This is a genomic window from Hydrogenophaga sp. (assembly GCF_041633695.1).
Lineage (GTDB): Bacteria > Pseudomonadota > Gammaproteobacteria > Burkholderiales > Burkholderiaceae_C > Hydrogenophaga.
The window spans coordinates 1-24,862 of the sequence record NZ_JBFJMY010000010.1 but is presented as its reverse complement, the minus strand read 5'-3'; the positions used below and the strand labels follow the sequence as shown (position 1 = coordinate 24,862).

Genomic DNA, 24,862 nt, shown 5'->3' with positions numbered 1-24,862 from the left:
GTGGCTCATCCACACCTTGAGCATGCCGTGGCCTTCGGGCGTGGTGAAGTCGGCAATGTCTTTCAGCAAGGCGGTGTGGCCATGGGCGCGCACCTCGGCATAACCGAATTCACGGTGCGAGGAAGCCTCCACCTGGCCACCCAGTTGAACCGTCATGGCGAACATACCGTAGCAAATGCCCAGCACCGGCACCGCCAGATCCCAGACCGCTTGCGGCGCGCGCAGGTCTTGGGCCTCGTAGGTGCTGGCGTGGCTGCCCGACAGGATCACGCCCTTGAGTTGACCATCGGCCGCGAATTCTTTCACCCATTCGCTGCTCACGTCACAGGGGTGCACCTCGCAATAGACGTTCGCTTCGCGCACACGGCGCGCGATCAGCTGGGTGACTTGGGAGCCGAAATCGAGGATCAGGATTTTCTGGTGCTGCATGGCGATGGAAGCAATTGGAATTCAGAAAACAAACGGGCCGACTGACAAGGCGGCCCGAGGAATGCGATAACCCTTTGAAGGGCACCGCGGAACCGGCTTTGCCGGGCCGCTGGTGCCGCCCCCTTGGGTGGTGACGCCGAAGGCGGCGCGGGGGGCATCTCATCCAACGGCGCGGGGGGAAAGCTCACTCCGCCCGGTAATTGGGCGCTTCCTTGGTGATCTGCACGTCGTGCACATGGCTTTCTCGGATACCGGCCGAGGTGATCTCCACGAACTCGGCCTTGTGGCGCATGTGCTCGATGCTGGGGCAACCGCAATAGCCCATGGAGGCACGCAGACCGCCCGCCATCTGGAAGATGATGGAGACCACCGAGCCCTTGTAGGGCACGCGGCCTTCAATGCCTTCGGGCACCAGTTTGTCGGCGTTCGGGTTGCCGGTGCTGGACTCCTGGAAATAGCGGTCGGCGCTGCCCTGCTGCATGGCGCCAATGGAGCCCATGCCCCGGTAGCTCTTGTAACTGCGGCCCTGGTACAGCACGATCTCGCCGGGCGATTCTTCGGTGCCGGCGAACATACCGCCCATCATCACCGTGTTGGCGCCGGCCGCGATGGCCTTGGCGATGTCGCCGCTGTAACGAATGCCGCCATCGGCAATCAGGGGCACGCCCGTGCCCTGCAACGCGGAAGCCACATTGTCGATCGCCATGATCTGGGGCACGCCCACACCGGCCACGATGCGGGTGGTGCAGATGGAGCCAGGGCCAATGCCCACTTTGACGCCGTCGGCACCGGCTTCGGCCAGGGCCAAGGCCGCGCCGCCGGTGGCGATGTTGCCGCCGATCACGTCGATCTGCGGGTAGTTCTGCTTGACCCAGCGCACGCGCTCGATCACGCCCTTGCTGTGGCCGTGCGCGGTGTCGACCACAATGGCATCGACCCCGGCTTTGACCAGCGCTTCCACGCGTTCTTCTGTGCCCTCACCCACACCCACCGCCGCGCCGACGCGCAGGCGACCCGCCGCGTCGCGCGCAGCGTTCGGGAAATTGAGCTGTTTGGTGATGTCTTTGACCGTGATCAGGCCCTTGAGCTCAAAACCGTCGTTCACCAGCAGCAGGCGTTCCAGCTTGTGCTTGTTGAGCAAGGTCTTGGCCTCGGCCGGCGTGGTGCCGTCGGGCATGGTGATCAGGCGCTCGCGTGGCGTCATGATTTCGCTCACCGGCAAATCAAACCGGGTCTCAAAACGCAAGTCCCGCCCCGTGACGATGCCCACCACTTTGCCCGCGTCGACCACGGGGAAACCGGAGATGCCCAAATCCTCGGACAGCTTCATGACCTGGCGGATCGTGGTCTGCGGTGTGATCACGACCGGATCGCGCAACACGCCAGATTCGTAGCGCTTGACCTTGGCCACCTGCGCGGCCTGCTCTTGCGCCGTCAGGTTCTTGTGGATGATGCCAATGCCGCCTTCCTGGGCAATGGCGATGGCCAGACGCGCTTCCGTCACCGTGTCCATGGCAGCAGAAACCAGGGGCAGGTTGAGCTGGATGTTGCGGGAAAACTGGGTAGCGAGCGAGGTGTCCTTGGGCAGGACCTGGGAGTACGCGGGCACCAACAAGACATCGTCGAAGGTGAGCGCTTTGCCGAGTAGGCGCATGGGGAAAAGCTCCAAAAACACGATTGTATCCGGGTGACCGACCTCCCGATTCGGCAGAGGGACTTCGCCACACAGGCCAAGACCTTGGAAAATGTGGGCTTTCCGCACTTCCTTGCGTGCGAAGGCGCAACAGAAACCCCGCTTGGGCGTGCGCGAACGCTAAACTGCCGCTATGGACAAACGACGCTCTACCGCATTGCATTGGCGTGCCCCCTTGCTCGCCGCCCTGACCGCCCTGGCTTGCAGCGCCGCCCTTGCACAGTGGCAATGGGTGGACAACACCGGCCGCAAGGTCTTCAGCGACACCCCGCCGCCACCTGGGGTGCCCGAAAAAAACATCGTGAAGCGGCCCTACGCGCGCAGCGCAGCGCCTGCGGCGTCGTCTCCCGCTTCGACCAGCGCCACCGTGCCCGCAACAACCAGCGCCACCGCGCCGGTCTTGAGCGGCAAGGATGAACAACTGGAATTGAAGAAGAAGCAGGCCGAAGAAGCCGAACTGGCCAAGAAAAAAGAAGAAGCGGCGCAGCAAGCCAAAGCACAGGCCGAGAACTGCGACAGGGCCAAGCGTGCCAAAGCCACTTTGGATTCGGGTATCCGCATCGCCACCACCAACGCCAAAGGCGAGCGTGAAATCATGGACGACAAGGCGCGCGCCGACGAAGGCAAGCGCCTGAACGAGGTCGTGCGCGCGGACTGCAACCCTCCGCAAGTGAACTGATCGCTTTCTGCCCAGGCGCTGTGCGGCCACAGGACTGACACACACCCGAACACCGCGATCTCGATACGCTCAATACCCGGGCTTGCCGCCTGGTCGCTTCTTGGCGAACAGTCCGGTGGAGCGTGCGCCCTGGCCAACGAAGCGCTCGCGCCGCGCCACCTTGGGGTCCACGCGCAGACCGCGGTACACCTCCAGGCGATCGTCTGGTTGCAATGCAGCCCGCCAGTCGGTTTTGCGCCCCCACACGCCCAGGCCCAAGGTTTCGCCCCGAATCTCCGGGAAGCGCTCCAGCCAGCCCGCTTGCTCCAGTGCCTGGCCCACCGTGCAAGCTTCGGCCACTTCACAGACTCGCTCGTGCACCACGCGGGGCGCGCTCGCATAGATCAGCGTGATCTTCATGGCCTGTTCAGATGGTCGCAGGGTCTGCGCCGTAGACGGTGTCGGCCCGTTTGACGAAGGCGTCCACCAGATTGCTTGCGATCTTGTCGAACACCGGCCCGACCAGGGACGCCAACGCTACGCTGGCAAAGCCGTAGCTCAGGCGGAACTCGACCTTGCAGGCGCGCTGGCCAGGCTGGCCCAGGGGCGTGAACTTCCAGCAACCATCGAGTTGGGAAAACGGGCCATCAACCAGCTCCATCAGCACCTGCCGGTCGAGCTCGTGGGTGTTGCGGGTGGTGAAGCTCTGGCGCAGGCCGCTGATGGCCATGCCCACTTTGGCGGTCACCTGATCCCCGTTTTGCGCCAGCACTTCGCCGTGGTCGCACCAGGGCAGGAACTGGGGATAGTGTTCGATGTCGGTCACCAGCGCAAACATTTCATGGGCGCTGTGCGAGAGCAATACGGATTTGTGAATGGTTTTCATACAATCGGGGCTGGCCATGCCGGACGCTCTTCTGTCTCAGATCGAGATGGGCATGCAAAGTGACCGGTGCCAGCCACCGTGACATCGTTTAGCGGCACGACACGTTGCCGTCCATTGTATTGGCCCTCGATTTTTCGCCGTCGGGCCCCATCTGAGTTTTCATGGTCACCAAATCCAGCAAAGCCACATCCACCAAGGGCGTGGACGCACGCATCGCAGACAACAAAAAGGCGTTCTTCAATTACGCGATCGAAGAACGCTTCGAGGCGGGCATGGTGCTCGAAGGCTGGGAGGTCAAGGCGCTGCGGGAAGGCAAGGTCCAGCTCACCGACGGGTATGTGGTGATCCGCTCCGGCGAGCTGTACCTGATCGGCTGCCAGATCAATCCGCTGAATTCGGCCTCCACCCACGTCACCCCGGACTCGGTGCGCACCAAGAAGTTGTTGCTGCACAAGGACCAGATCCGCACCCTCATCGGCAAAATCGAGCAAAAAGGCTTCACCCTGGTGCCGCTGAACCTGCACTGGAAGAGCGGCAAAGTGAAATGCGAGCTGGCGTTGGCCAAGGGCAAGGCGGAACACGACAAGCGCAGCACCATCAAGGAGCGCGAGGGCAAACGCGAGGTGGAGCGCGTCATGAAAAGCCAAAAACGCTGACCCTGCTGCTTTTATTTCAGGTCCGATGGAATATTCCACGGGCCGCCAGCGTTCGTTCCCATGCAGAGATGGTCTGCGCAACCCGAGCTGGAGAACGAATTGAAAAATTGGACACCCTGGTATTTGAGCGCTGCCCTGCTGGGCGGCTGTGCATCCATGGCCTACGGCGGCCCCACCCAGGTGGTGGACGGCCTATTGGCCACCCCCAGCGGCATGACACTGTATGTGTTCGACAAGGACGTGGCCGGCAGCGGCAAGTCCGTTTGCAACGGTGGATGCGCCACCAACTGGCCACCCCTGATGGCCAGCGGCAGCGACATGCCCAGCGGCGACTACAGCGTCGTCACCCGCGACGATGGCCAAAAACAATGGGCCTTCAAAGGAAAGCCCTTGTACCTGTGGGTCAAGGACAGCAAACCGGGCGACAAGACCGGCGACGGTTTCAACAACGTCTGGCACGTGGTCAAGCCCTGATCGAACCCAGAACCCAGCAGCGCCGCCGGCCATGCGATGAACCCGAACGATCTTGTCGCGCACATCCCCAGCCTGCGGCGCTACGCACGCGTGCTGACCGGTGACGCCTGGGCCGCAGACGACCTGGTTCAGGACACGCTGGAACGTGCGTGCCGCAAGTGGCGCCTGTGGATCGTGGGCACGGATTTGCGCGCCTGGTTGTTCACGCTCATGCACAACCTGCACGTGAGCGATGTGCGGCGGGCCTATCGCCGCACATCGGCGGGAACGGCGGTCGATCTGGACGCGGTGGCGGGCGAACTGCAGGCCCCGGTATCGGAACACGCCCTGGCCATGGACCTGCAGCGCTGCCTGCTGCGCTTGCCGCACGACCAGCGTTCGGTGCTGCTGCTGGTCTGCCTGGAAGACATGAGCTATGCCCAGGTCGCCCGCGTCACCGGGGCGCCGGTGGGCACGGTCATGTCCCGTCTGTCGCGGGCGCGCAGCCGGCTGCAGGCGCTGATGAACCCGCCCGAGAGCCAGCCGGCCGGCACCAGCAACGAGCACCCGCCTGCGCCCCCGTTGAGGCGGCTGAAATAAGCCCATTTGCCATGGAAACCCAACACCCTGCCCCGCTGACCGATCTGGAATTGAACGCCTTGCTCGATCCCGGCCTGCCCGCGCTCGAACGCCAGGCGCTGGAGACGCGGTTGGCGCGAGACGAAACGGGCCAGCAACGCCTGGCGGCCTGGCAGAACCAGCGCGATCTGCTGCGTGGTCTGCACCGCGACTTGCTGGACGAGCCGGTACCCTCCACTCTGCTGGAGGCGGCTGCCCGCCTGGGCTCTTCGCGCCAGCGGGCATCCCAATGGTGGCGTTGGGGTGGCATGGCCGCCAGCCTGGCGCTGGCATTTGCTGCGGGCTGGGGTCTTCACGCGCAATGGCCGCCCATCGATGGCGGCGCCCGGAGCATGGCGCAAGCGGCGTCGCCACCGGGTTTTGCGCGCGACGCTGCGGTGGCGCACGCGGTGTACTCACCCGAGAAGCGGCACCCGGTGGAGGTCGGCGCCGCCGATGAAGCCCACTTGGTGCAGTGGTTGTCGCGGCGCATGGGGCGAGAACTGAAAATCCCTCGGTTGACGGCGCAAGGCTACGAGTTGGTGGGGGGGCGCTTGTTGCCAGGCGACAGCGGCGCGCGCGCGCAGTTCATGTTCCAAAATGCGGCGGGCGTGCGCGTCACGCTCTACCTGGGTGCGGTCACGGCGCCGTCCACGTCACAAAACACCCACGAGACCGCGTTCAGCTATTCCAAAGAAGGCCCGGTGCCCGGCTTTTACTGGGTGGACCAGGGGTTTGGCTACGCCCTGAGCGGCCCACTGGATCGGGACGCTTTGATGGCCTTGGCACTGGCCGTTTATCCGCAGCTCTGATGCCCGAGCCAGCGCCGGGCAACAGCGCCCGGCTTACGCGAGCTTGTGCAAAGGGTGCTCTTGCGGCGTCCACGGACTCTGGAAAAAGGCATCCACCATGTCGGGCGTGACGTCTTCGACCCGCGCGGGGTTCCATTTCGGCTGGTGGTCTTTGTCCACGGCCAGAGCGCGAATGCCCTCCACCGTTTCGCTGGCCGCACCCGGGCGCAGGTAGAAACAGCGGTGCACCAGATCCCGCTCCATGCGCAAGTCGTCGCTCAGACCCATGCCACGTGCGCGGCGGATCTGTTCCAGCACCACGTGCAGCATCAATGGCGAGCGTTTGCGCAAGGTTTGCGCGGTTTCTACGCACCAGGGTGTGGGGTCGGCTTCCAGCACCGCCATCATCTGCACCATGTCGGGCAAGCCAAAAAGCCGGTCCACGAGTTCGACCGGCCAACTCGGGGGCAAGACGGTGGCGTTCAAATGGCTGGCGCACCAGCGTTCGACCGAAGCGCCGTTTTCAAAAGGCGTTTGGGCCAGCGAGGCCCACAAGCCGGTCAAGCGGCCCGAATCGATGAACCCATCGGCCAGCCCGGCGGATATGGCCTCGCGGCCGTTCAGTGCCTGCCCCGTGAGCGCGAGGTATTCGCCCAGGCGGCCTGCACAACGGCTCAGGAAATAGCCGCCACCCACGTCGGGGAACAGGCCAATATGGGTTTCGGGCATGGCCAGCTTGCTGCGCTCGGTCACGATACGCAGGCTGGCCCCTTGGCTGATGCCCATGCCGCCACCCATGACAACGCCGTCCATGAAGGCGATGTAAGGCTTTTCGTAGGTGTAGATCAGGTGGTTGAGCGCGTACTCTTCGGTGAAAAAATCGTCCAGCGCGGTGTCGCCGGCGATCGCCGCCTGGTGGAAAAACCGGATGTCGCCACCGGCACAAAAGGCGCCAAACGGGCCGACCTTGTTGACGCCGCGCACGGCAACCGCGAGCACGATCGGGTCGTCGCGCCAAGCCAGCAAGGCCTGGCTGATCTGCCGAATCATGTCCAGCGACAGCGCATTGAGCGCTTGCGGTCGGTTCAGCGTGAGCAAGCCGACACGTCCTTGGACTTCGGCGATCACGTGGCCTTCGGGCGCGGTGGTGGGGTTCATCACTTGGAAATTCCGTTTCAATCGGTCGAAATTGTTTGACCGCTGGTTGCTGTGCTGCCTGCGGGCCGCACACCTTGGCGGCTGCGCCAGCCCAGCCATTCGTTCACCAACAAGGCACCCATGACCAGCGAACCGCCGATCAGGGTCGAGCTGCGCGGGGCCTCGCCCGCCAGCAGCCACACCAGCAGAATGCCAAAAACCACCTCCAGCAAGCCCAGCAGCGATATTTCAGGCGCCAACAGATGGCGTGCGCACAGCACACTCAGGGTACACGGAATGGCGAGCTGAAACAGGCCGAGAAAGGACAACCAAGCAATATCGCTGCCACTGGCGACAAAAGGCCAGGCCAGGGGCCCCGTTGCCAGAGCGGAAATCACCGCTCCCAGGAGCACGGCCGGCACCAGATCCAGCGGAATGTCGCGCGAGCGGGCCCTCTGCACCACCGTCCAGTTCACCGCGCCAGCGATGGGGACCAACAAGGCCACCAGAGAGCCCAGCAAGCCCTCGTCCTCACCCAGGCGCCACTGAGAGCCAAACATGTAGGCGATACCCACGCCGGCGGCGAACACCGCGAGCCAGGTGCGTCGCGGTAGACGCTGCTGGTTGACGAAGCGGGCCATCAAGGCGGTGAACAAGGGCCCTGCGGCCATGGTGATGAGCACCTTGCCCACGGTGGTGAGCGTGAGCGCCACCATGAAAGCCGTGAACATCACCGACCAGCAAACGCCCGACAGCCAGAAGCTCTTGCTGCGCCAAGGCATGGCGGCAAACACCTGCCGCCCGCGCCACAAAGGCAGCAACACCAGCAGCGAGACCGCCGTGGTCAGGCTGCGCCAGAAGGTGACTTCGAACGAACGGGCCGCTTCCAGCTGGCGCGAGACCACACCCGCCAGCGACCACAGCAGGGTCACCAGCACCATGAGCCAGACCGCCTGACCGTGACTGAAGCGACGACCGGACATGTTTGGCTCGTGGTGGGCGGCGTGCGCTGGCGTCCGCGTCAGTCGCGGCTGGCGCGCTTGCGCTCGTGCTCTTTCAGGTAGCGCTTGCGCAGACGCACGCTCTTGGGCGTGATTTCGACCAGTTCGTCGTCCTCGATGAATTCCACGCCGTATTCCAGCGTCAGTTCGATCGGTGGCGTGATCTTGATCGTGTCTTCCTTGCCGCTGACGCGGAAGTTGGTCAGCTGCTTGGTGCGCGTGGCGTTCACGATCAGGTCGTTGTCGCGGTTGTGGATGCCGACGATCATGCCTTCGTACACGGGATCGTTGGCGCGCACAAACATGCGGCCGCGGTCATCGAGCTTGCCCAGGGCGTAGGTGAAAATTTCACCGTCGTCCATGGAGATCAGCACGCCGTTTTTGCGGCCACCGATATCGCCCTTGTGCGCTTCGTAGCTGTCGAAAATGTTGGAGATCAGGCCCGAACCACGCGTCAGGTTCAGGAATTCGTTGGTGAAACCGATCAGGCCACGGGCCGGGATGCGGTACTCCAGGCGCACACGACCACGACCGTCGGACTCCATGTTGACCAGCTCGCCCTTGCGCTCGCCCAGCGCTTGCATCACGCCACCCTGGTGGGTTTCTTCGATGTCGGCGGTCACCAACTCGATAGGCTCGTGCTTCTCGCCATTCACATCGCGGAACACCACGCGCGGCTTGGACACGGCGAGTTCGTAGCCTTCGCGGCGCATGTTTTCCAGCAGGATCGTCAGGTGCAACTCACCACGGCCCATGACCTCGAAAATGCCTTCTTCGTCGGTTTCCTTGACGCGCAAGGCCACGTTGTGTTGCAGCTCTTTTTGCAGGCGGTCCCAGATCTGGCGGCTGGTGACGAACTTGCCTTCGCGACCGGCCAGGGGGCTGGTGTTGACGCAGAAGTTCATGGTCAGGGTCGGTTCGTCGACCTTGAGCATGGGCAGCGGAGCGGGGTTGGTGGGATCGGTGATGGTCACGCCAATGCCGATGTCGGCAATGCCGTTGATCAGCACGATGTCGCCAGGGCCGGCTTCGGTCACCTGCACCCGGTCCAGACCGTGGAAGGTCAGCACCTGGTTGACGCGCCCTTTGATGGCCTTGCCATCAGGGCCTTCCATCACAACCACATCCATCATGGGTTTGACGGTGCCCGCGCTGATGCGGCCCACGCCGATACGGCCCACAAAGGTGGAGAAGTCGAGTGCGGAAATTTGCAGTTGCAGCGGTGCAGCCGGGTCACCGGTTTGGGCTGGCACATGGCTCAACACGGTATTGAACAGGGCCGACATGTCGGGGCCCCATTGCTCACCGGGTGCGCCCTCTTCCAGCGAGGTCCAGCCATTGATGCCCGAGGCATAGACCACGGGGAAGTCCAACTGTTCGTCGGTCGCGCCGAGCTTGTCGAACAGGTCGAAAGCGGCGTTGACGACGAAATCGGGGCGTGCACCGGGCTTGTCCACCTTGTTCACCACCAGAATGGGGCGCAGACCCAAGGCCAGGGCTTTCTTGGTCACGAAGCGCGTCTGCGGCATCGGGCCTTCCTGCGCATCGATCAGCAGCACCACGCCGTCCACCATGGACAGCGCACGCTCCACCTCGCCACCGAAGTCGGCGTGGCCGGGGGTGTCGACGATGTTGATGTGCGTGCCTTCCCAGCTCACGGCGCAGTTCTTGGCCAGGATGGTGATGCCACGCTCGCGCTCGATGGCGTTGTTGTCCATCACGGTGTCGACCACTTTTTCGTGGTCGGCAAACGTGCCGGACTGGCGCAGCAATTGATCGACCATGGTGGTTTTCCCATGGTCAACGTGGGCGATGATGGCGATGTTGCGGATTTGTTTGCTCATGATGCGAGTTCCGTTGCGGTTTCCAGGATTTGCTGTATTTCGATGGGGCTCAGCAGCCGCCCCGGGATGAGTTCGCCGCCAGCCGTATGGGCACTGCCGAGCAAGGTGGTTTCGGCGCTTTGCTTTTCGGCAAAGGGCACCGGGCCAAAAACGGCCACTTGGTTGTCGTTGGGCCAAACGCCTCGGCGGCGCACACCGCTGAGGAAGCGCGCTGCATTGTCTTCGTCCAGCGTGACCGGGGTGTGTCCCGGCAACAGAGCCGGCACCGGTAGCAGATGGGCCAGGCGCTGGGTGTCGTCTTCGGCCTCCAGTGCCGCCAGCGTCACACATTGTGCGATGGAGAACGGCCCGGTGGCCACGCGGCGCAGCATCGTCAGATGCCCACCACAGCCCAGAGCTTCGCCGATGTCTTCGCCCAGGGTACGGATGTAGGTGCCCTTGCTGCAACGCACACGCAGGCGCAGGCTGGGCTTGTCGCCAACCAGCTGCATGTCCAGCAGATCAAGGTCGTGGATGGTGACGCGGCGCGCTTCGCGTTCCACGGTCTCGCCATCGCGCGCGTATTCGTACAACGGTTTGCCGTCCTTCTTCAGCGCACTGTGCATGGGTGGCACCTGCTCGATGTCACCCATGAAACGATCCAGCACCTCGACCACTTGCCCCGGCGTGCACGTCACGGCCCGGGTTTCCACCACATCGCCTTCGGCGTCCGCCGTTGTGGTCTTCACACCCAGGTGCACCACGGTTTCGTAGGTTTTGTCGGCGTCCAGGTGCAACTGGCTGAACTTGGTGGCCGCGCCAAAACACAGCGGCAACACGCCTGTGGCCAAGGGATCGAGCGTGCCGGTGTGGCCGGCTTTTTCAGCGCGCAGCAACCACTTGGCCTTTTGCAAGGCCTGGTTGCTGGATAGACCCAGCGGCTTGTCGAGCAACAGCACCCCATGCACAGGGCGCCGTTGCACCCGTGTGCGTTGGCCCTGCATGGTCAGTCCTCGTCCTTTGAGCGAGAGGCAACGGCCTTGGAGATCAAGGCGTTCATGTCGGCCGCGCGCTCGGTGGTGCGGTCGAACAGGAAGTGCAGCGTCGGCACGGTGTGGATGTGCAGGCGTTTGAACAAACCGCTGCGCAGAAAGCCCGCAGCGGTGTTCAAGCCTTGCAAAGCCTCATCGGCGTTGCCGGTGAGCACACTGAAGAACACCTTGGCGTGCGCGTAGTCGGGCGTGACCTCGACGGCGTTGATGGTGATCATGCCCACCCGGGGATCCTTGAGCTCGCGCGCGATCAGCTCGGCCAGATCGCGTTGGATCTGGTCGGCCACGCGAAAACCGCGGTTGGGGGTGGAGGACTTGCGTGCCATGTGATGAGCCGCTTACAGCGTGCGCGCCACTTCCTTGACTTCAAAGAATTCGAGCTGATCGCCCTCTTTGATGTCGTTGTAGTTCTTGAGCTTGATACCGCACTCGAAGCCTTCTTTGACTTCGCGCACATCGTCCTTCAAGCGCTTGAGCGTGTCGATCTCGCCGGTGTAGATCACCACGTTTTCGCGCAGCAGGCGGAAGTGGGCGTTGCGTGTGACCTGGCCCGCAGTGACCATACAGCCCGCAATCGTGCCGATCTTGGTTGCCACGAAGACGGTCCGGATCTCGGCATTGCCGATGATTTCTTCCCGCTTCTCGGGCGCCAACATGCCGGTCATGGCGGCCTTGAGCTCGTCCACAGCATCGTAAATGATGTTGTAGTAACGCATATCAACACCGTTGCCTTCGGCCAGCTTGCGCGCACCGACATCGGCCCGCACGTTGAAGCCGATCACCACCGCATTGGATGCAATGGCGAGGTTGACGTCGGACTCGCTGATGCCGCCCACGCCAGAGAACACCAATTGCACCTTGACCTCGTCGGTCGAGAGCTTGAGCAAGGATGCGCCCAGCGCTTCTTGCGAACCCTGCACGTCGGCCTTGACGATGATGGGCAAGATCTTGACTTCGCCCGCCGAGATGTCGGAGAACATGTTCTCCAGCTTGGCGGCCTGTTGTTTGGCCAGTTTCGTGTTGCGGAACTTGCCGGCACGGTAGGTGGCGATCTCGCGCGCACGGCGCTCGTCGGTCATCACCATGAACTCATCGCCCGCCTGTGGCACTTCTGCCAGGCCCTGGATTTCCACCGGGATGGAAGGGCCTGCGGTTTTGGCCGGTTTGCCGTTTTCATCGAGCATGGCGCGAACGCGGCCCGAGGTCTGACCAGCCAACACCACATCGCCCGCTTTCAACGTACCGGATTGCACCAGCACGGTGGCGACCGGACCACGCCCTTTGTCCAGGCGGGCTTCGATCACCAGGCCCTTGGCCATGGACTCCACCGGTGCCTTGAGTTCGAGAATCTCGGCCTGCAGCAACACCTGCTCCAGCAGCTCTTCGATGCCCTGCCCCGTTTTGGCGGAAACGCCGACGAAAGGCGACTCGCCGCCGAATTCCTCGGGGACCACCTGCTCGGAGACCAGCTCCCCCTTGACGCGCTCCAGGTTGGCGTCGGGTTTGTCGATCTTGGTGATGGCCACCACGATCGGCACTCCGGCCGCTTTCGCGTGTTTGATGGCTTCCTTGGTCTGGGGCATGACGCCGTCGTCGGCCGCACAAACCAGAATCACGATGTCGGTGGCCTGCGCACCACGGGCACGCATGGCGGTGAACGCCTCGTGACCCGGGGTGTCGAGGAAGGACACCATGCCGCGTGGGGTTTCCACGTGGTAGGCGCCAATGTGTTGGGTGATGCCGCCGGCTTCGCCCACCGCCACTTTGGCACGGCGGATGTAGTCGAGCAGCGAAGTCTTGCCGTGATCGACGTGACCCATGACGGTGACCACGGGAGCACGCGGCAAGGACTCAAACTCCTGCAACGCACCTTCGTCATCCGCAAAGGCTTCCGGATCGTCCAACGCGGCCACAACCGCCTGGTGGCCCAGCTCTTCCACCACGATCATGGCGGTGTCCTGGTCCAGCGGCTGGTTGATGGTGACCATCTGGCCCAGCTTCATCAATTGCTTGATGACCTCGGACGACTTCAAACTCATCTTGTGCGCGAGTTCGCCCACGGTGATGGTTTCGGGCACATGCACTTCGATGACCTTGAATTCGGTCGGCGCCACAAAGGTGCTCTGGCTGTTGTCGCGCGAATCGCGGTCGTTGCGACGGCCGCGCGGGCCCCCACGCCAGTTGGAGCGTCCGGCGCTGGTGTCGCCCCGGGTCTTGATTTCTTTTTTCTTCGCGGCGTCGTCTTTCCAGGTGGAAGACAGGTTCTCGGACTTGACTTCCTTCTTGCCAGCCACGCCGGCAACAGCGACGGCGGGCTTGCCAGGTGTGCCCGCCGGTTTGTGCAAGGTGCCCTTGATCGCCGACTTCGGATCGGGTTCCGGCTTCTTGGCCACCATGGTCTTGGCGGGGGCCGCCATCATGGCGCGGATGTTGGCCGCTTCGGTTTCGGCCTTCTGGCGGCGATCCACCAGATCCTTGGCCCGCAAGTCGTCTTCTTTCTTGTCGGCCGCCTTTTTGTCGGCGGCGGCCTTGACACCGGCTTCACGCTCCTGTGTCGCCAATTTGGCTTTTTCGGCTTCGGCTGCCTGTGCGGCGCTGGGCTCGGCATCCGGCGCGGCTTTGCTCGAAGTGGCGGGTACCGCCGATTGCGTCTTCGCGGCAGCAATGGCCTGGGTGGCTTCTGCTTCCACACGAGCCTGCTCTTGTCGCGCTTCTTCCGCCTCGCGGTCCCGGCGCTTCTGGATCAGTTCTTCTTCCTGGCGGCGCAGCAGCTCGGCTTGGCGGCGCGCGTCTTCCTCGCGGCGAGCAAGCTCGGCCGAATCGACCACCGGGGCCGCTTCAACAGGCTCCGGCACCACTTCGGGCACGGCGACTTCGTCGTCGCGCTTGATGAAGGTGCGCTTCTTGCGCACTTCCACCTGGATAGTGCGGGCGCGACCGGTCCCATCCGCCTGCTTAATTTCGCTGGTGGACTTCTTGACGAGCGTGATCTTTCTTCGCTCGCCCCCGGCGGTGCCGTGGCTGGCCTTCAGGTGGCCAAGCAGCATCTGCTTGTCTGCATCGGAAACCGCATCGGTTCCCGACGACTTGGGCACGCCCGATGCGGAGAGTTGCTCCAGCAGCAGGGAGGTGGGTTTGTTCAACTCGGCAGCCAATTCGGCGACGGTGGTACTTGTCATAGGTTCGTTTCTCCGCTGGGGCCTCCGCTGGTCAATTCGATTGCTGGGCTTCGTCACTGGCAAACCAGTGCGCACGAGCCAACATGATCAGCGCGTTCGCCTCTTCGGGTGTCTGTCCGGTAATGTCGGTCAATTCATCGGTGGCCAGGTCGGCCAATTCGTCGCGGGTGTGTACGCCTGCATCGGCCAGCTTGGCCACCAGTTCGGGCGTGACGCCTTCCAGATCCCGCACATCCTGCGAAACCTCTTCCACGCTTTCTTCGCGCGCGATTTCCATGGTGAGCAAGGTGTCCTTGGCACGGGCACGCAGCTCGTTCACCGTGTCTTCGTCAAAAGATTCGATCTCCAGCATCTCTTGCAAGGGCACGTAGGCCACTTCTTCCAGACTGGTGAAACCCTCTTCGATCAGGATGTCGGCAATCTCCTGGTCCACGTCGAGCTTGGCCATGAAGAGCTTGCGAATGCCATCGGACTCTTCCGCCTGCTTCTGCGCCGATTCGTCGGCGGTCATGATGTTGATGCGCCAACCGGTCAGCTCGGAGGCCAGACGCACGTTCTGCCCGCCCCGCCCGATGGCGATGGCCAGGTTCTCTTCGTCGACCACCACGTCCATGGCGTGGCGCTCTTCGTCCACCACGATGGACACCACGTTGGCAGGTGCCAGCGCGCCGATCACGAACTGGGCCGGATCTTCGCTCCACAGCACGATGTCGACACGCTCACCGGCCAATTCGTTGGTCACGCCGTTGACACGCGAGCCCCGCACACCGACACAGGTACCGATGGGGTCGATGCGCTTGTCGTGCGATTGCACGGCGATCTTGGCGCGCGAACCCGCATCGCGGGCACAGGTCTTGATCTCCAGCAGGCCTTGTTCGATCTCGGGCACTTCCTGGCTGAACAGCTCCATCATGAAGGCCGGGGATGAGCGCGAAAGAATGATGGGAGCACCGCGCAAGGTGGTGTCCACTTCCATGATCATGGCGCGAACGCGGTCACCGGTGCGGAAGTTTTCCTTCGGAATCATCTCGTTGCGGCGCAGCCGGCCTTCGACACGGCCGCTCTCCACGATCAGGTCGCCCTTGTCCATGCGCTTGACGGTGCCGACAAAAATCTTGTCACCACGCGACATGAAATCGTTGAGCAGCATTTCGCGCTCGGCGTCGCGGATCTTCTGAAGAATCACCTGCTTGGCCGCCATGGCGCCAATGCGGCCAATCGGCACGCTCTCGACCGGTTTCTCGATGTAGTCGCCTTCTTCGATATCGGGCAGCTCATCGCGTGCATCCGTCACCAGCTCTTCGGCGTCCGGGTTTTGCAGGCCGGCCTCATCGGGCACCACCAACCAGCGACGGAACGTCTCGTACGCGCCGGTGTCGGGGTCCATGGCCACGCGGATGTCCACCTCGCCCTTGTAGAGTTTTTTGGTGGCAGAGGCCAACGCCAGCTCAACGGCGCCCAGCACCAGATCACGCTCGACGTTTTTCTCGCGCGAGATGGCATCAATCAGCATCAACATTTCGCGGTTCATTTCACTCGCCCACCTTTCGGATTGGTTCTTGTCTGTACAAGGGTTTCATTTGATAGCTATCGGTCCGGGGTTCAAGCGTCGATCGCAGAGCCAGGGCTTTGCCGCCCTTTGAAATTCACGATCGGCGCCAACCGGGCCAGCTGGATATCGTCCAGCGAAAACGTCAGGGCCTGCAATGGCGGCGGCACTCTTTTTTTGCTCACGCGCTGTCCGGGCTTGGGCTCGGGCGCATCGCTCCAGACCACCTGCCACTGCACACCATCGGCAGCACGCTCCAGCGTGCCGCGGAATTTTTTGCGAAGGGCCGACACCGTTGAATCGGTGGCGCCAATCGGCGCCTTGAGACTCAGATCCACGATCTGCCCCTCAAAGCGGATGAAATCGATTTCACGCCGCAATGGCCTGTCAATACCAGGCGACCCCACTTCCAGCCGGCGGTAAGCCACCTCTTCGACTTCGAGCAGGTACTGCAATTGCCGGGTCACCTTTTCGCAATCCTCCACCGTCACAAACCGCTCGGGCACCACTTCGGCGCCATCGACGGGCGCGGTCCACGGCCAGTCGATGGTGACCCGCAGCAAACCACCGGCGGAGCGCTCAAGCTCCACCAAGTCGTAACCCAGTCCAGTGACGGTTTGCTCAACGATTTCTTGCCAGGCCATCGTGTGTGGTGTTTACCCTAGGAATTGCGTAATGTGAAAAAGCGTTCGGCCAAAAAAAATGGGCCGGTAGTTACCCGCCCATTTGGTCGTGAAGCTCACATTGTAACGCGTACAAGGCCTCTTTTGCAAACGCCAAACCCCTTGTCCCGATTAAATCCCCAAAACCCACTGGATCACGGATTTTGCCAAAAACCCCAGCATGCCCAGCGACAGCACCAAGAACAACATGAAGGTGCCAAACTTGCCCGCTTTGGACTCCAGCGCCAGGTTCAGCACGATAAAAAGCATGTAAAGAATGAAGGCACCAACCCCAAAGCTCAGACCAAACTGGGCGATTTGGCCTTCGGTGTAGCCCAGAACCGTGTTTTCCATATGCGCTTGGTTTCGGCCGTGTCAAGCCGAAGGCGGCGTCTGCGCCTCGCCGGGGGTCGTGTCGCGGACCAGATCGCGGTACGCATGCCAGCTCGCATGCGCAAGCCAGGGGATGCAGACCACCAGCCCCAACAAGGCCGTCAGCATGCTCAAGCCCATCAGCACGGCGATCACCGCAGCCCACAGCGCCATGGGGCCAGGGTGGTTGGCCACGGCCCGCCAGCTCGCGACCACGGCCATGCTCACGGGCACGCTGGTGTCGACCAGCATGGGAATGGCCACCACACTGGACGCAAACACGGGTGCTGCCAGCAAGGCGCCCAACAGCAGCCACACTTCAAACAGCCCCAGGTCTGGCGCCAGCACCACATGGCGCAAAAAGTCCATGGGCTTGAGGATGGCCGCAGGTGACCACAAGGTGATGAGGCCGGCCGAGGTGAGCACCCAGCCAGTACCCGCCAAACCCAGCAGCAGGCCAAAGCGCACCAGACGGGCATCCAAGGATCGCCAAAGCGACACCACTTCGCGCAGGCCGGCTCTGCGACCCGCACTCAGAGCGCGGCTGACCTGGTACAGGCCGGTGGCCAAGATGGGGGCCACGATCAAGAAACCGGAAAAAGCACCCGCCAGCAACCAGAACCGGTCGCGGGCCAGCCACAACAAGGCGGCACCCACGGCGGTCAGCAGAAAACCATGGAACAAGCCCGGCACCGGGTGGCGCCACAGATCGGCCCAACCCAGCGCCAACCAGCGCCAGGGCGAGCGCAGGTCTACCTGGCGGGGAGCGGGTGCCAAGGAAGACCGGGCTGGCGAGCGTTCTCGCATGAAAAATATCCTGGAAATGGGCCGAAGCCGACACGGGGTTTATAGCGGCCTGCGTTGCCGGGCTGGTTGATACAGGTCAAGCCGCGGCGCGCACCAGCGCTTGCGTGTACGGGTGCTGGGGCCGGTCCAGCACCTGTGCCACCGCCCCATGGTCCAGCACCAGACCGTCTTTCATGACCATCACCTCGTGCGCCATGGCACGGATCACGTCGACATCGTGGGTGATCAAGAGGTAGCTCAGGCCGCGCTCGCGCTGCAGGCGCTGCAACAGCGACAAGACCTGTTTTTGCACCGTCACATCCAAGGCGCTGGTGGGCTCGTCGAGCACCAGCACCTGGGGACCGACGATCAGCGCACGCGCGATAGCCAGGCGCTGTCGCTGACCACCGGAGAACTCGTGTGGGTAGCGCTGAAGCCAATCGCGCCCCTCGCCGGGATCTTGAACCAGACCGACGTCGGCCAGCGCCCGTGCCACCCGCTCCCGGCGCTCCGATGCGCTCAGCAGGGGCTCGTGCACCAGCAGTCCCTCACCGACGATTTGCTCCACGGTCATGCGCGGCGACAGCGATCCGTAAGGATCTTGAAACACCACTTGCATGCGGCGGCGCAAGGCGCGGCCTTGGCCCGTGCGCTGCGCTTGCGCCCAATCCGTTCCGGTGACCCTCAGACTGCCGGTGTGCGGCAACAGACCCAGGGCCGCCAAGGCCAAGGTGGACTTTCCCGAACCCGACTCACCCACCACGCCCAGTGTGCGGCCGCGTTCGAGTTGAAAGTGCAGGTCCTGCACCGCGATGAATGCGCCTTTTTGAAACCAGCCACGCACCCCGGGCAACGACACCGGGTAGCTCACCCGCAAGGCCTGGGCTTGCAGCACCGGTGGTTCTGCGTGGCCGGCGTTGACCAGCGGCTCGACCACATCGCGCTCGGGTCGGCTGGCGAGCAGCTTTTGTGTGTAGGCGTGCTGCGGCCGGGCGAACACCTCGGCCACGAGGCCTTGCTCCACCAGGGTGCCTTGCTCCATGACCGCCACGCGATCCGCGAAACGCCGCACCAGGTGCAGGTCGTGCGTGATGAGCAACACCGCCATACCGTGCTGCCGTTGCAGATCGGACAGCAGGTCCAGAATCTGTCCACGCAAGCTCACGTCGAGCGCGGTGGTGGGTTCGTCGGCAATCAAGAGCCGGGGCTGGCTGGCCAAGGCCATGGCGATCATGGCGCGCTGCCGCTGACCACCGCTAAGCTGGTGCGGATAGGCGCCGGCGCGGCGCGCCGGTTCGGCAATGCCGGTCGACGCCAACAGTTCGGTCGTCGCGGCCACCGCCTGCTTGGCACCAAAGCCCTTTTTCAGTTGCAAGACCTCGGCGATTTGCTCGCCCACGGTGTAGAGCGGGTTCAAGGCCGTCATCGGCTCTTGAAAAATGAAGGCGACGTCATCGCCACGCACGCCGCGCAACTGGTGCTCGGTCATCTGCAGCAGGTCCCGCCCTTGCAGCAACGCAGAACCCGAAACCTCGGCGTTGTGCACCAGCCGCAGCAACGACAGCGCGGAGACGGTTTTTCCCGATCCCGATTCGCCGACCAGGGCCAGTTTTTCGCCTTTGGCGATGGAAAAATCGATGCCGTGCACCACGGCTTGCCCACCGAAGGCCACCCGCAGGCCTTTGACTTCGAGCAGCGCTGCCTCGGCCCCGGGGGCGCGACCGCTGCTCTCGGTCTGTATGGGCTGGCTCATACGTCGGCCTTTCTGGGGTCCAGGGCATCGCGCAAAGCGTCGCCCATGAACGTGAGCAGCAGCAAGGTGATCACCAGCACCGCGAAGGTGGACAAAGAGATCCACCAAGCGTCGATGCTGTTCTTGCCCTGGCTCAGCAGTTCGCCCAGCGAGGGTGTTCCGGGCGGCACGCCCAAGCCGAGAAAATCGAGCGAGGTGAGCGCCAGGATGGCCGCGCTCATGCGAAACGGCAAAAAGGTCACCACCGGTGTCAGGCTGTTGGGCAGCACATGGCGCCAGATGATTTGCCAGTTGGACAAACCCATGGCGCGCGCGGCACGCACATAGTCGAGCTGGCGGTTGCGCAGGAACTCGGCCCGCACGTAGTCGGACAAGCCCATCCAGCCAAAGAGGCTGAGCAGGATCAGCAGCAGGCTGATGCTGGGTGAAAACAGCGCCGAAAAAATGATCAACAAATACAGCTCGGGCATGGAGCTCCAGATCTCGATGAAGCGCTGGAAGGTGAGATCGGTCTTGCCGCCGAAAAACCCCTGGATCGCGCCGGTGATGACACCGATCACCACGCCCATGAAGGTGAGCGCCAGACCAAACAGCACATTCAGACGAAAGCCATAAACCAGCTGCGCCAGCAGGTCGCGGCCCCGGTCGTCGGTACCCAGCCAGTTCTCGCGCGTGGGGCGCGACGGGTTGGGCTCGCGGGCAAAGTAGTTCAGCGTGCGCGAGCCATACGGGTTGGGCGGGTAAATGGCCCAGTTGTCGCCGGCGCCCAGCTTCTCGCGGATGTAAGGGTCGAGATAATCGGTCGAGGTCTGGAAGTCACCGCCAAAGGTGGTTTCGGGGTAGTCGTGTGCCAACGGCAGGTAGTAGCTCCCGTTGTAGCGAACCAGCAGCGGCTTGTCGTTGGAGAGCACCTCGGCGAACAGGCTGAGCACCACCAACGTACAGAACAGCACCAGGCTCCAAAAGCCCAGGCGGTTGCGCTTGAAGCGCTGCCAGGCCCGCCGCGAAGGCGACAGCGATGCGGGCTTAGTCGAACTTGACACGGGGGTCCACCCAGACGTAACACAGATCGCTGATCAGCTTGGTCAACAAGCCGATCAGCGTGAACAGATACAAGGTGCCCAGCACGACGGGATAGTCGCGCCGGATCACGCTTTCGTAGCCCAGAAGTCCCAGCCCATCGAGCGAAAACAGGGTTTCGATCAGCAGCGAGCCAGCGAAGAACGAGCCGATGAACGCGGCCGGAAAGCCGGTGACGATGGGAATCAAGGCGTTGCGGAACACATGCTTCCAGAGCACCTGGCGCTCGCTCAGGCCTTTGGCCCGCGCGGTCATCACATATTGCTTGCGGATCTCTTCCAGAAAGGCGTTTTTGGTCAACATCGCGGTGACCGCAAAACTACCCAGCACCATGGCCGTCACCGGCAAGGCGATGTGCCAGAGATAGTCGACCACGCGAGCGCCCCAGCTCAACTCATCCCAGTTCGCCGATGTCAGGCCGCGCAAGGGAAACCATTGCAATTGACCGCCAAACACCACCAGCAAAGCCACACCAAGCACAAAGCCGGGAATGGCGTAACCCACCAGCACGGCCAGGGTGGTCAGCAGATCAAAGCGCGAACCGGCACGCACCGCCTTGGCCACACCCAGCGGAACAGCCACCAGGTAGCTGATGAAAAAGGTCCAGAGCCCCAGGCTGATGGAAACCGGCAGCTTCTCGCGGATCAGTTGCCACACCGGTTTGTTCTGGAAAAAACTTTGACCCAGGTCGAACCGGGCGTATTGCTTCAGCATGAGCCAGAAGCGCTCGGGTGCAGGCTTGTCGAAGCCGTACAGCGCTTTGATTTGTTCGATCCGTTTGGGGTCGACGCCCTGCCCGCCCCGGTAGCTCAGGCCGCCGCCTTCGCTGCGACCACCGGCGGCGGCGCGCGTCTCTGCCAAGTATTGTTCGACCGGCCCGCCCGGCACAAACTGGGTCACCACAAAGGTGATGAGCAAGACGCCAAACAAGGTGGGCAGCATCAACAGCAGGCGTTTGGCGATGTAGGCGAACATGGCTTATTGTGGCTGCGCCGCATTGGGGCTGGCTTTTGCCCACCAGGTTTCAACCGCCCAGGCCTCGCCCTGCACATAGGGCGGGATCTGGGCGGGCCGAGCCAGGTGCCAGGCGTTGTAGACCATGCGGTGCGTGCCCGAGGACCACGCAGGGATCAGGTAGTGGCTGTGCGTGATCACACGCTCCAGCGCCCGGCAGGCGGGCAACAATTGGGACTTGGTTTTGGCCGCAACCATTTGCGCCACCAGCGCGTCCACCGCCGGGCTGCTGACGCCGGCAAAGTTGGCCGAGTTTTCGGTTTTTGCCGCCTTGCTGCCGAACAGATCGGCGAATTCCTGCCCCGGGTTGTGGGTGCCGGGTATGTTGAGCGAGGCGATATCGAAGTCGAATTGGTCCAGCCGCTGTTGGTACAGCGCAAAATCCACTGCTCGAAACTTCAGCGTGATGCCCAGCTTTTCCAGCGCCCGAATCCACTGCGACACGGTGCGCACGCCGCCTTCGCTGCTGTCCAGGTACTCCAGCTCCATGGCCTGGCCTTGCGCATTGCGCAGCACGCCGTCCTGAATGGTCCAGCCAGCCGCCTGGAGCAAGGCACGGGCCTTGAGCAGGTTGGCGCGCAGGGACGAATCGCCATCGGTGCGGGGCGGCACGGCCATGGGGCCAAACACCGCTTCTGGAATTTGGCCGCGCCAGGGCTCCAGCAAAACCCGCTCTTGGGGCGACGGCAGGCCGCTGGCGGCACAATCGGTGTTGCCGAACAAACCGCTCACCCGTTGGTACGAACCATAAAACAACTGGCGGTTCATCCATTGGTAGTCCAGCGCCAGACCCAGTGCCTGGCGCACCCGCGCGTCTTGCAGCATGGGGCGGCGGGTGTTGAGAAAGTAACTCTGGAAACCGGTGGGCAGGCGGTGCTGGAATTCGCCCTTGACAAGCTCGCCGGTGTTGAACTTTCTGCCATTGACCCGCCGCGCCCAGTCGCCCGCCGAATACACACTCATCAGATCGAATTCCCCCGCTTTCAGCGCTTCCAGGCGGGCGGTGTTGTCGCGGTAAATCTTCACCAGGATGCGGTCGAAGTTGTGGCTACCGCGGCGCACGTTGAGATCGCGCGCCCAGTACCCGGGGTCGCGCACATAGGTGATGTCTTTGCCAAAGCGCACCGGCCCGATCCGGTAAGGGCCGCTGCCAATGGGGATATCGGTCACGACCTGGTCGAAGGGTTTGGCCTTGCCGTCCACCACGCCCCACTGGCGGCTGAAAATCGGCAGGCCGCCAACGGTCAGCGGCAGTTCGCGGTTGGCCTTCCTGAAACGGAACCGCACCGTGCGCTCGCTCAGCACGTCCAGGCCTGCCACATCCTCCAAGGCGCTTCGGTACGCGGGGGACACGAACTCGCCGATCAGGGTGTCGTAACTGTGTTTCACATCGGCGGCCAGCACCGGGTCGCCGTTGTGGAAACGGGCTTGGGGTCTCAGCTGGAAAGTGGCACTCAGGCCATCGGGCGCCACGGTCACGTCTTGCGCCAGCAATCCATAACCCGAGCCGGTTTCGTCCAGGGAGCCGGTCAGCAAGGTGTCGAACATCAACGCCGACAAATAGGTGGGTGCGTTGCCTTTGATGGTGAAGGGGTTGTACTTGTCAAAGGTCGACACGCGCGAATTCGCCACCAGGCGCAGCTCGCCGCCTTTGGGGGCGGCGGGGTTGACGTAGTCGAAATGCGCAAACCCCTGCGGGTACTTCAAATCGTCCCACAGGGCATAACCGTGGGCGGCCCAGGCCAGGGACGGCGCTCCAGCGGAGAACGCCACAAAGGCGCAAACGAGGGCGGCCCAGAAACGGGGGCTAAGAGGGATGGGGCGCATGAGACAATTCTGCTGGAATTTCATTGGAGTCTAAAAGCATGGGTTTTCTCGCTGGAAAAAAATTCTTGATCACGGGCGTCTTGTCCAACCGGTCTATCGCCTATGGCATCGCCAAGGCCTGCCACGCGCAGGGCGCCGAACTCGCGTTCAGCTATGTGGGCGAGCGCTTCAAGGAGCGCATCACCGAATTCGCCGCCGACTTTGGTTCGACCTTGGTGTTCGACTGCGACGTGGCCAGCGACGAGCAGATCGAGCGCATGTTCACCGATCTCTCGGCCACCTGGCCCACTTTTGATGGCTTTGTGCACGCCATCGGTTTTGCGCCACGCGAAGCGATTGCCGGTGACTTTCTGGAAGGGCTGTCGCGCGAGGGCTTTCGCATCGCGCACGACGTCAGCGCCTACAGCTTCCCCGGCATGGCCAAGGCAGCCCTGCCCTACCTCAACCCGCAGTCCGCCCTGCTGACGCTGAGCTACCTGGGCGGTGTGCGCACTGTGCCCAACTACAACACCATGGGTTTGGCCAAGGCGAGCCTGGAAGCCTCGGTGCGCTACCTGGCGGAGTCCTTGGGCCCCAAAGGACACCGCGTCAACGGCATCAGCGCCGGCCCCATCAAAACCCTGGCCGCCAGCGGTATCAAGGACTTTGGCAAGTTGTTGAACATCGTGGCCAACGCTTCTCCGCTGCGCCGCAATGTCACCATCCACGACGTGGGCAACGTGGCCGCGTTTTTGCTGTCGGATCTGGCCGCAGGTGTGACCGCCGAGATCACCTATGTCGATGGCGGCTTCAACCAGACCGCCGGCATCAGCCGCGACAGCGACGTCGTGGTCTGACCGGGGCGATCAAGCGCCACCGGGCTGAGAAGGCATGGGACGGACGGTAGTCCAAGGCCCCACCGCAAGTTCCTGCAGGCGCATTCAAACGCGTTCGTTCAAACCCAGAAAGGCCTCGAACTCGCCCAGCGCCTGCTCCAGCGCCAATTTGAACGCTGGGCTTTGCGGCCGGCTGCCCACAAAGCCCAGCTCGTGCCGCAGCCGCCCGCCGTCCACCCGCAAGTTGGCCCAGCCCAGCATCTGCCCGCCCCACAGCACGGGCAAGGCGTAGTGCCCCATGGTGCGCTTGGGTGCGGGCACATAGGCCTCGAACCGGTAGGCCCAACCCCAGAGCCGTTCAAACCGGCGCCTGTCCCAGACCACGGGGTCGAAGGGCGCCAGCAGGCGCAGCTGTTCGTCGGGCGCGTACCGGCTGGAGCGCGGGTTTTCGTCGGCGGGCCAGTACCAGGTCTGGCCTTCGACCACGGCATGCGCGTAGCGCGACTTCGCCGAGAGCACCGCCTGGCGGGTTTCGGCTACCAACTGCGGCGCGCCGTAGCGCAAAAGGCCGGCCAGATAACCCAGGCTGGCGGCAGGCAGGGGTGCGTACAGGCGCACGATCAGATCC

25 protein-coding genes are annotated in these 24,862 nt (G+C 63.1%); 6 read left to right on the top strand and 19 right to left on the bottom strand.

The features are described from left to right. Together ABYB95_RS01360 and guaB are read right to left on the bottom strand one after the other, a co-directional pair. A partial coding sequence (locus ABYB95_RS01360) for a gamma-glutamyl-gamma-aminobutyrate hydrolase family protein (RefSeq protein WP_372656624.1) occupies positions 1–429 on the bottom strand: 429 nt, incomplete at its 3' end. Between the two features lie 184 nt (positions 430–613). Then, on the bottom strand, positions 614–2,083 hold the full coding sequence (gene guaB / locus ABYB95_RS01355; protein ID WP_372656623.1) for an IMP dehydrogenase: 1,470 nt from the start codon (positions 2,081–2,083) through the stop codon (positions 614–616). 172 nt (positions 2,084–2,255) lie between these two features. Here guaB and ABYB95_RS01350 point away from each other — a divergent pair, with 172 nt between their 5' ends. Next, complete coding sequence (locus ABYB95_RS01350; RefSeq protein WP_372656622.1) at positions 2,256–2,801, top strand: DUF4124 domain-containing protein; 546 nt, start codon at positions 2,256–2,258, stop codon at positions 2,799–2,801. Between the two features lie 69 nt (positions 2,802–2,870). Here ABYB95_RS01350 and ABYB95_RS01345 read toward each other — a convergent pair whose 3' ends face one another. Together ABYB95_RS01345 and ABYB95_RS01340 are read right to left on the bottom strand one after the other, a co-directional pair. Beyond that, positions 2,871–3,200, bottom strand: a complete 330-nt coding sequence (locus tag ABYB95_RS01345) for an RnfH family protein (RefSeq protein WP_372656621.1) — start codon at positions 3,198–3,200, stop codon at positions 2,871–2,873. Positions 3,201–3,207: 7 nt separating this feature from the next. Beyond that, complete coding sequence (locus ABYB95_RS01340; RefSeq protein ID WP_372656620.1) at positions 3,208–3,666, bottom strand: type II toxin-antitoxin system RatA family toxin; 459 nt, start codon at positions 3,664–3,666, stop codon at positions 3,208–3,210. 161 nt (positions 3,667–3,827) lie between these two features. Here ABYB95_RS01340 and smpB point away from each other — a divergent pair, with 161 nt between their 5' ends. The 4 genes from smpB (at position 3,828) to ABYB95_RS01320 (ending at position 6,205) form a co-directional block, all read left to right on the top strand. Then, positions 3,828–4,322, top strand: coding sequence for an SsrA-binding protein SmpB (gene smpB / locus ABYB95_RS01335; RefSeq protein WP_372656619.1), 495 nt, complete (start codon positions 3,828–3,830; stop codon positions 4,320–4,322). A 156-nt stretch (positions 4,323–4,478) separates the two neighbouring features. Next, positions 4,479–4,796, top strand: a complete 318-nt coding sequence (locus tag ABYB95_RS01330; protein ID WP_372656626.1) for a hypothetical protein — start codon at positions 4,479–4,481, stop codon at positions 4,794–4,796. A 36-nt stretch (positions 4,797–4,832) separates the two neighbouring features. Further along, positions 4,833–5,375, top strand: a complete 543-nt coding sequence (locus ABYB95_RS01325) for an RNA polymerase sigma factor (protein WP_372656618.1) — start codon at positions 4,833–4,835, stop codon at positions 5,373–5,375. A gap of 11 nt (positions 5,376–5,386) precedes the next feature. Next, on the top strand, positions 5,387–6,205 hold the full coding sequence (locus ABYB95_RS01320; RefSeq protein WP_372656617.1) for an anti-sigma factor: 819 nt from the start codon (positions 5,387–5,389) through the stop codon (positions 6,203–6,205). 33 nt (positions 6,206–6,238) lie between these two features. On the opposite strand, the gene ABYB95_RS01315 is transcribed toward ABYB95_RS01320, so the two are convergent. From ABYB95_RS01315 to ABYB95_RS01250, 14 genes are all read right to left on the bottom strand, one after another. Continuing rightward, positions 6,239–7,342 carry an enoyl-CoA hydratase/isomerase family protein gene (locus ABYB95_RS01315; RefSeq protein WP_372656625.1) on the bottom strand — a complete coding sequence of 368 codons (1,104 nt, stop codon included), beginning with the start codon at positions 7,340–7,342 and terminating at the stop codon, positions 6,239–6,241. Positions 7,343–7,359: 17 nt separating this feature from the next. Beyond that, complete coding sequence (locus ABYB95_RS01310; RefSeq protein WP_372656616.1) at positions 7,360–8,304, bottom strand: DMT family transporter; 945 nt, start codon at positions 8,302–8,304, stop codon at positions 7,360–7,362. Between the two features lie 38 nt (positions 8,305–8,342). Continuing rightward, on the bottom strand, positions 8,343–10,166 hold the full coding sequence (typA, locus tag ABYB95_RS01305) for a translational GTPase TypA (protein WP_372656615.1): 1,824 nt from the start codon (positions 10,164–10,166) through the stop codon (positions 8,343–8,345). Beyond that, positions 10,163–11,149: a tRNA pseudouridine(55) synthase TruB gene (gene truB / locus ABYB95_RS01300; RefSeq protein ID WP_372656614.1), complete on the bottom strand. Its 987-nt coding sequence runs from the start codon at positions 11,147–11,149 to the stop codon at positions 10,163–10,165. The genes typA and truB overlap by 4 nt, the downstream gene beginning before the upstream one ends. Positions 11,150–11,151: 2 nt before the next feature. Continuing rightward, positions 11,152–11,523, bottom strand: coding sequence for a 30S ribosome-binding factor RbfA (gene rbfA, locus ABYB95_RS01295; RefSeq protein ID WP_372656613.1), 372 nt, complete (start codon positions 11,521–11,523; stop codon positions 11,152–11,154). Between the two features lie 12 nt (positions 11,524–11,535). Next, a complete protein-coding gene (gene infB / locus ABYB95_RS01290) occupies positions 11,536–14,376 on the bottom strand; it encodes a translation initiation factor IF-2 (protein WP_372656612.1) in 2,841 nt (946 codons plus the stop codon). A gap of 31 nt (positions 14,377–14,407) precedes the next feature. Then, a complete protein-coding gene (nusA, locus tag ABYB95_RS01285; protein ID WP_372656611.1) occupies positions 14,408–15,907 on the bottom strand; it encodes a transcription termination factor NusA in 1,500 nt (499 codons plus the stop codon). Positions 15,908–15,978: 71 nt separating this feature from the next. Further along, the gene (gene rimP, locus ABYB95_RS01280) at positions 15,979–16,569 is read right to left on the bottom strand and encodes a ribosome maturation factor RimP (protein ID WP_372656610.1); all 591 of its coding nucleotides are present in this window, start codon (positions 16,567–16,569) and stop codon (positions 15,979–15,981) included. 150 nt (positions 16,570–16,719) lie between these two features. Beyond that, a complete protein-coding gene (locus ABYB95_RS01275; protein ID WP_372656609.1) occupies positions 16,720–16,941 on the bottom strand; it encodes a DUF2788 domain-containing protein in 222 nt (73 codons plus the stop codon). A 21-nt stretch (positions 16,942–16,962) separates the two neighbouring features. Further along, entirely contained in the window at positions 16,963–17,766 is an 804-nt protein-coding gene (locus ABYB95_RS01270) for a DUF2189 domain-containing protein (RefSeq protein WP_372656608.1), read from the bottom strand. A gap of 76 nt (positions 17,767–17,842) precedes the next feature. Next, on the bottom strand, positions 17,843–19,498 hold the full coding sequence (locus ABYB95_RS01265; RefSeq protein WP_372656607.1) for an ABC transporter ATP-binding protein: 1,656 nt from the start codon (positions 19,496–19,498) through the stop codon (positions 17,843–17,845). Beyond that, the gene (locus ABYB95_RS01260; RefSeq protein ID WP_372656606.1) at positions 19,495–20,541 is read right to left on the bottom strand and encodes an ABC transporter permease; all 1,047 of its coding nucleotides are present in this window, start codon (positions 20,539–20,541) and stop codon (positions 19,495–19,497) included. Before ABYB95_RS01260 ends, ABYB95_RS01265 begins: the two co-directional genes overlap by 4 nt. Continuing rightward, the gene (locus ABYB95_RS01255; RefSeq protein WP_372656605.1) at positions 20,525–21,553 is read right to left on the bottom strand and encodes a microcin C ABC transporter permease YejB; all 1,029 of its coding nucleotides are present in this window, start codon (positions 21,551–21,553) and stop codon (positions 20,525–20,527) included. Before ABYB95_RS01255 ends, ABYB95_RS01260 begins: the two co-directional genes overlap by 17 nt. A 3-nt stretch (positions 21,554–21,556) precedes the next feature. Next, positions 21,557–23,419 carry an extracellular solute-binding protein gene (locus ABYB95_RS01250; protein ID WP_372656604.1) on the bottom strand — a complete coding sequence of 621 codons (1,863 nt, stop codon included), beginning with the start codon at positions 23,417–23,419 and terminating at the stop codon, positions 21,557–21,559. 38 nt (positions 23,420–23,457) lie between these two features. On the opposite strand from ABYB95_RS01250, the gene fabI reads away from it, so the two are divergent. After that, complete coding sequence (gene fabI, locus ABYB95_RS01245) at positions 23,458–24,255, top strand: enoyl-ACP reductase FabI (protein WP_372656603.1); 798 nt, start codon at positions 23,458–23,460, stop codon at positions 24,253–24,255. An 84-nt stretch (positions 24,256–24,339) separates the two neighbouring features. Here the strand turns inward: fabI and ABYB95_RS01240 are convergent. Continuing rightward, the coding region (locus ABYB95_RS01240; protein WP_372656601.1) for a DNA glycosylase AlkZ-like family protein at positions 24,340–24,862 on the bottom strand (523 nt) is incomplete at its 5' end.

Coding starts and splice junctions, on each gene's coding strand:
- guaB (WP_372656623.1), bottom strand. CDS start 2,083: ATGCGCCTACTCGGCAAAGCGCTCACCTTCGACGATGTCTTGTTGGTG.
- ABYB95_RS01350 (WP_372656622.1), top strand. CDS start 2,256: ATGGACAAACGACGCTCTACCGCATTGCATTGGCGTGCCCCCTTGCTC.
- ABYB95_RS01345 (WP_372656621.1), bottom strand. CDS start 3,200: ATGAAGATCACGCTGATCTATGCGAGCGCGCCCCGCGTGGTGCACGAG.
- ABYB95_RS01340 (WP_372656620.1), bottom strand. CDS start 3,666: ATGAAAACCATTCACAAATCCGTATTGCTCTCGCACAGCGCCCATGAA.
- smpB (WP_372656619.1), top strand. CDS start 3,828: ATGGTCACCAAATCCAGCAAAGCCACATCCACCAAGGGCGTGGACGCA.
- ABYB95_RS01330 (WP_372656626.1), top strand. CDS start 4,479: ATGGCCTACGGCGGCCCCACCCAGGTGGTGGACGGCCTATTGGCCACC.
- ABYB95_RS01325 (WP_372656618.1), top strand. CDS start 4,833: ATGAACCCGAACGATCTTGTCGCGCACATCCCCAGCCTGCGGCGCTAC.
- ABYB95_RS01320 (WP_372656617.1), top strand. CDS start 5,387: ATGGAAACCCAACACCCTGCCCCGCTGACCGATCTGGAATTGAACGCC.
- ABYB95_RS01315 (WP_372656625.1), bottom strand. CDS start 7,342: ATGAACCCCACCACCGCGCCCGAAGGCCACGTGATCGCCGAAGTCCAA.
- ABYB95_RS01310 (WP_372656616.1), bottom strand. CDS start 8,304: ATGTCCGGTCGTCGCTTCAGTCACGGTCAGGCGGTCTGGCTCATGGTG.
- typA (WP_372656615.1), bottom strand. CDS start 10,166: ATGAGCAAACAAATCCGCAACATCGCCATCATCGCCCACGTTGACCAT.
- truB (WP_372656614.1), bottom strand. CDS start 11,149: ATGCAGGGCCAACGCACACGGGTGCAACGGCGCCCTGTGCATGGGGTG.
- rbfA (WP_372656613.1), bottom strand. CDS start 11,523: ATGGCACGCAAGTCCTCCACCCCCAACCGCGGTTTTCGCGTGGCCGAC.
- infB (WP_372656612.1), bottom strand. CDS start 14,376: ATGACAAGTACCACCGTCGCCGAATTGGCTGCCGAGTTGAACAAACCC.
- nusA (WP_372656611.1), bottom strand. CDS start 15,907: ATGAACCGCGAAATGTTGATGCTGATTGATGCCATCTCGCGCGAGAAA.
- rimP (WP_372656610.1), bottom strand. CDS start 16,569: ATGGCCTGGCAAGAAATCGTTGAGCAAACCGTCACTGGACTGGGTTAC.
- ABYB95_RS01275 (WP_372656609.1), bottom strand. CDS start 16,941: ATGGAAAACACGGTTCTGGGCTACACCGAAGGCCAAATCGCCCAGTTT.
- ABYB95_RS01270 (WP_372656608.1), bottom strand. CDS start 17,766: ATGCGAGAACGCTCGCCAGCCCGGTCTTCCTTGGCACCCGCTCCCCGC.
- ABYB95_RS01265 (WP_372656607.1), bottom strand. CDS start 19,498: ATGAGCCAGCCCATACAGACCGAGAGCAGCGGTCGCGCCCCCGGGGCC.
- ABYB95_RS01255 (WP_372656605.1), bottom strand. CDS start 21,553: ATGTTCGCCTACATCGCCAAACGCCTGCTGTTGATGCTGCCCACCTTG.
- ABYB95_RS01250 (WP_372656604.1), bottom strand. CDS start 23,419: ATGCGCCCCATCCCTCTTAGCCCCCGTTTCTGGGCCGCCCTCGTTTGC.
- fabI (WP_372656603.1), top strand. CDS start 23,458: ATGGGTTTTCTCGCTGGAAAAAAATTCTTGATCACGGGCGTCTTGTCC.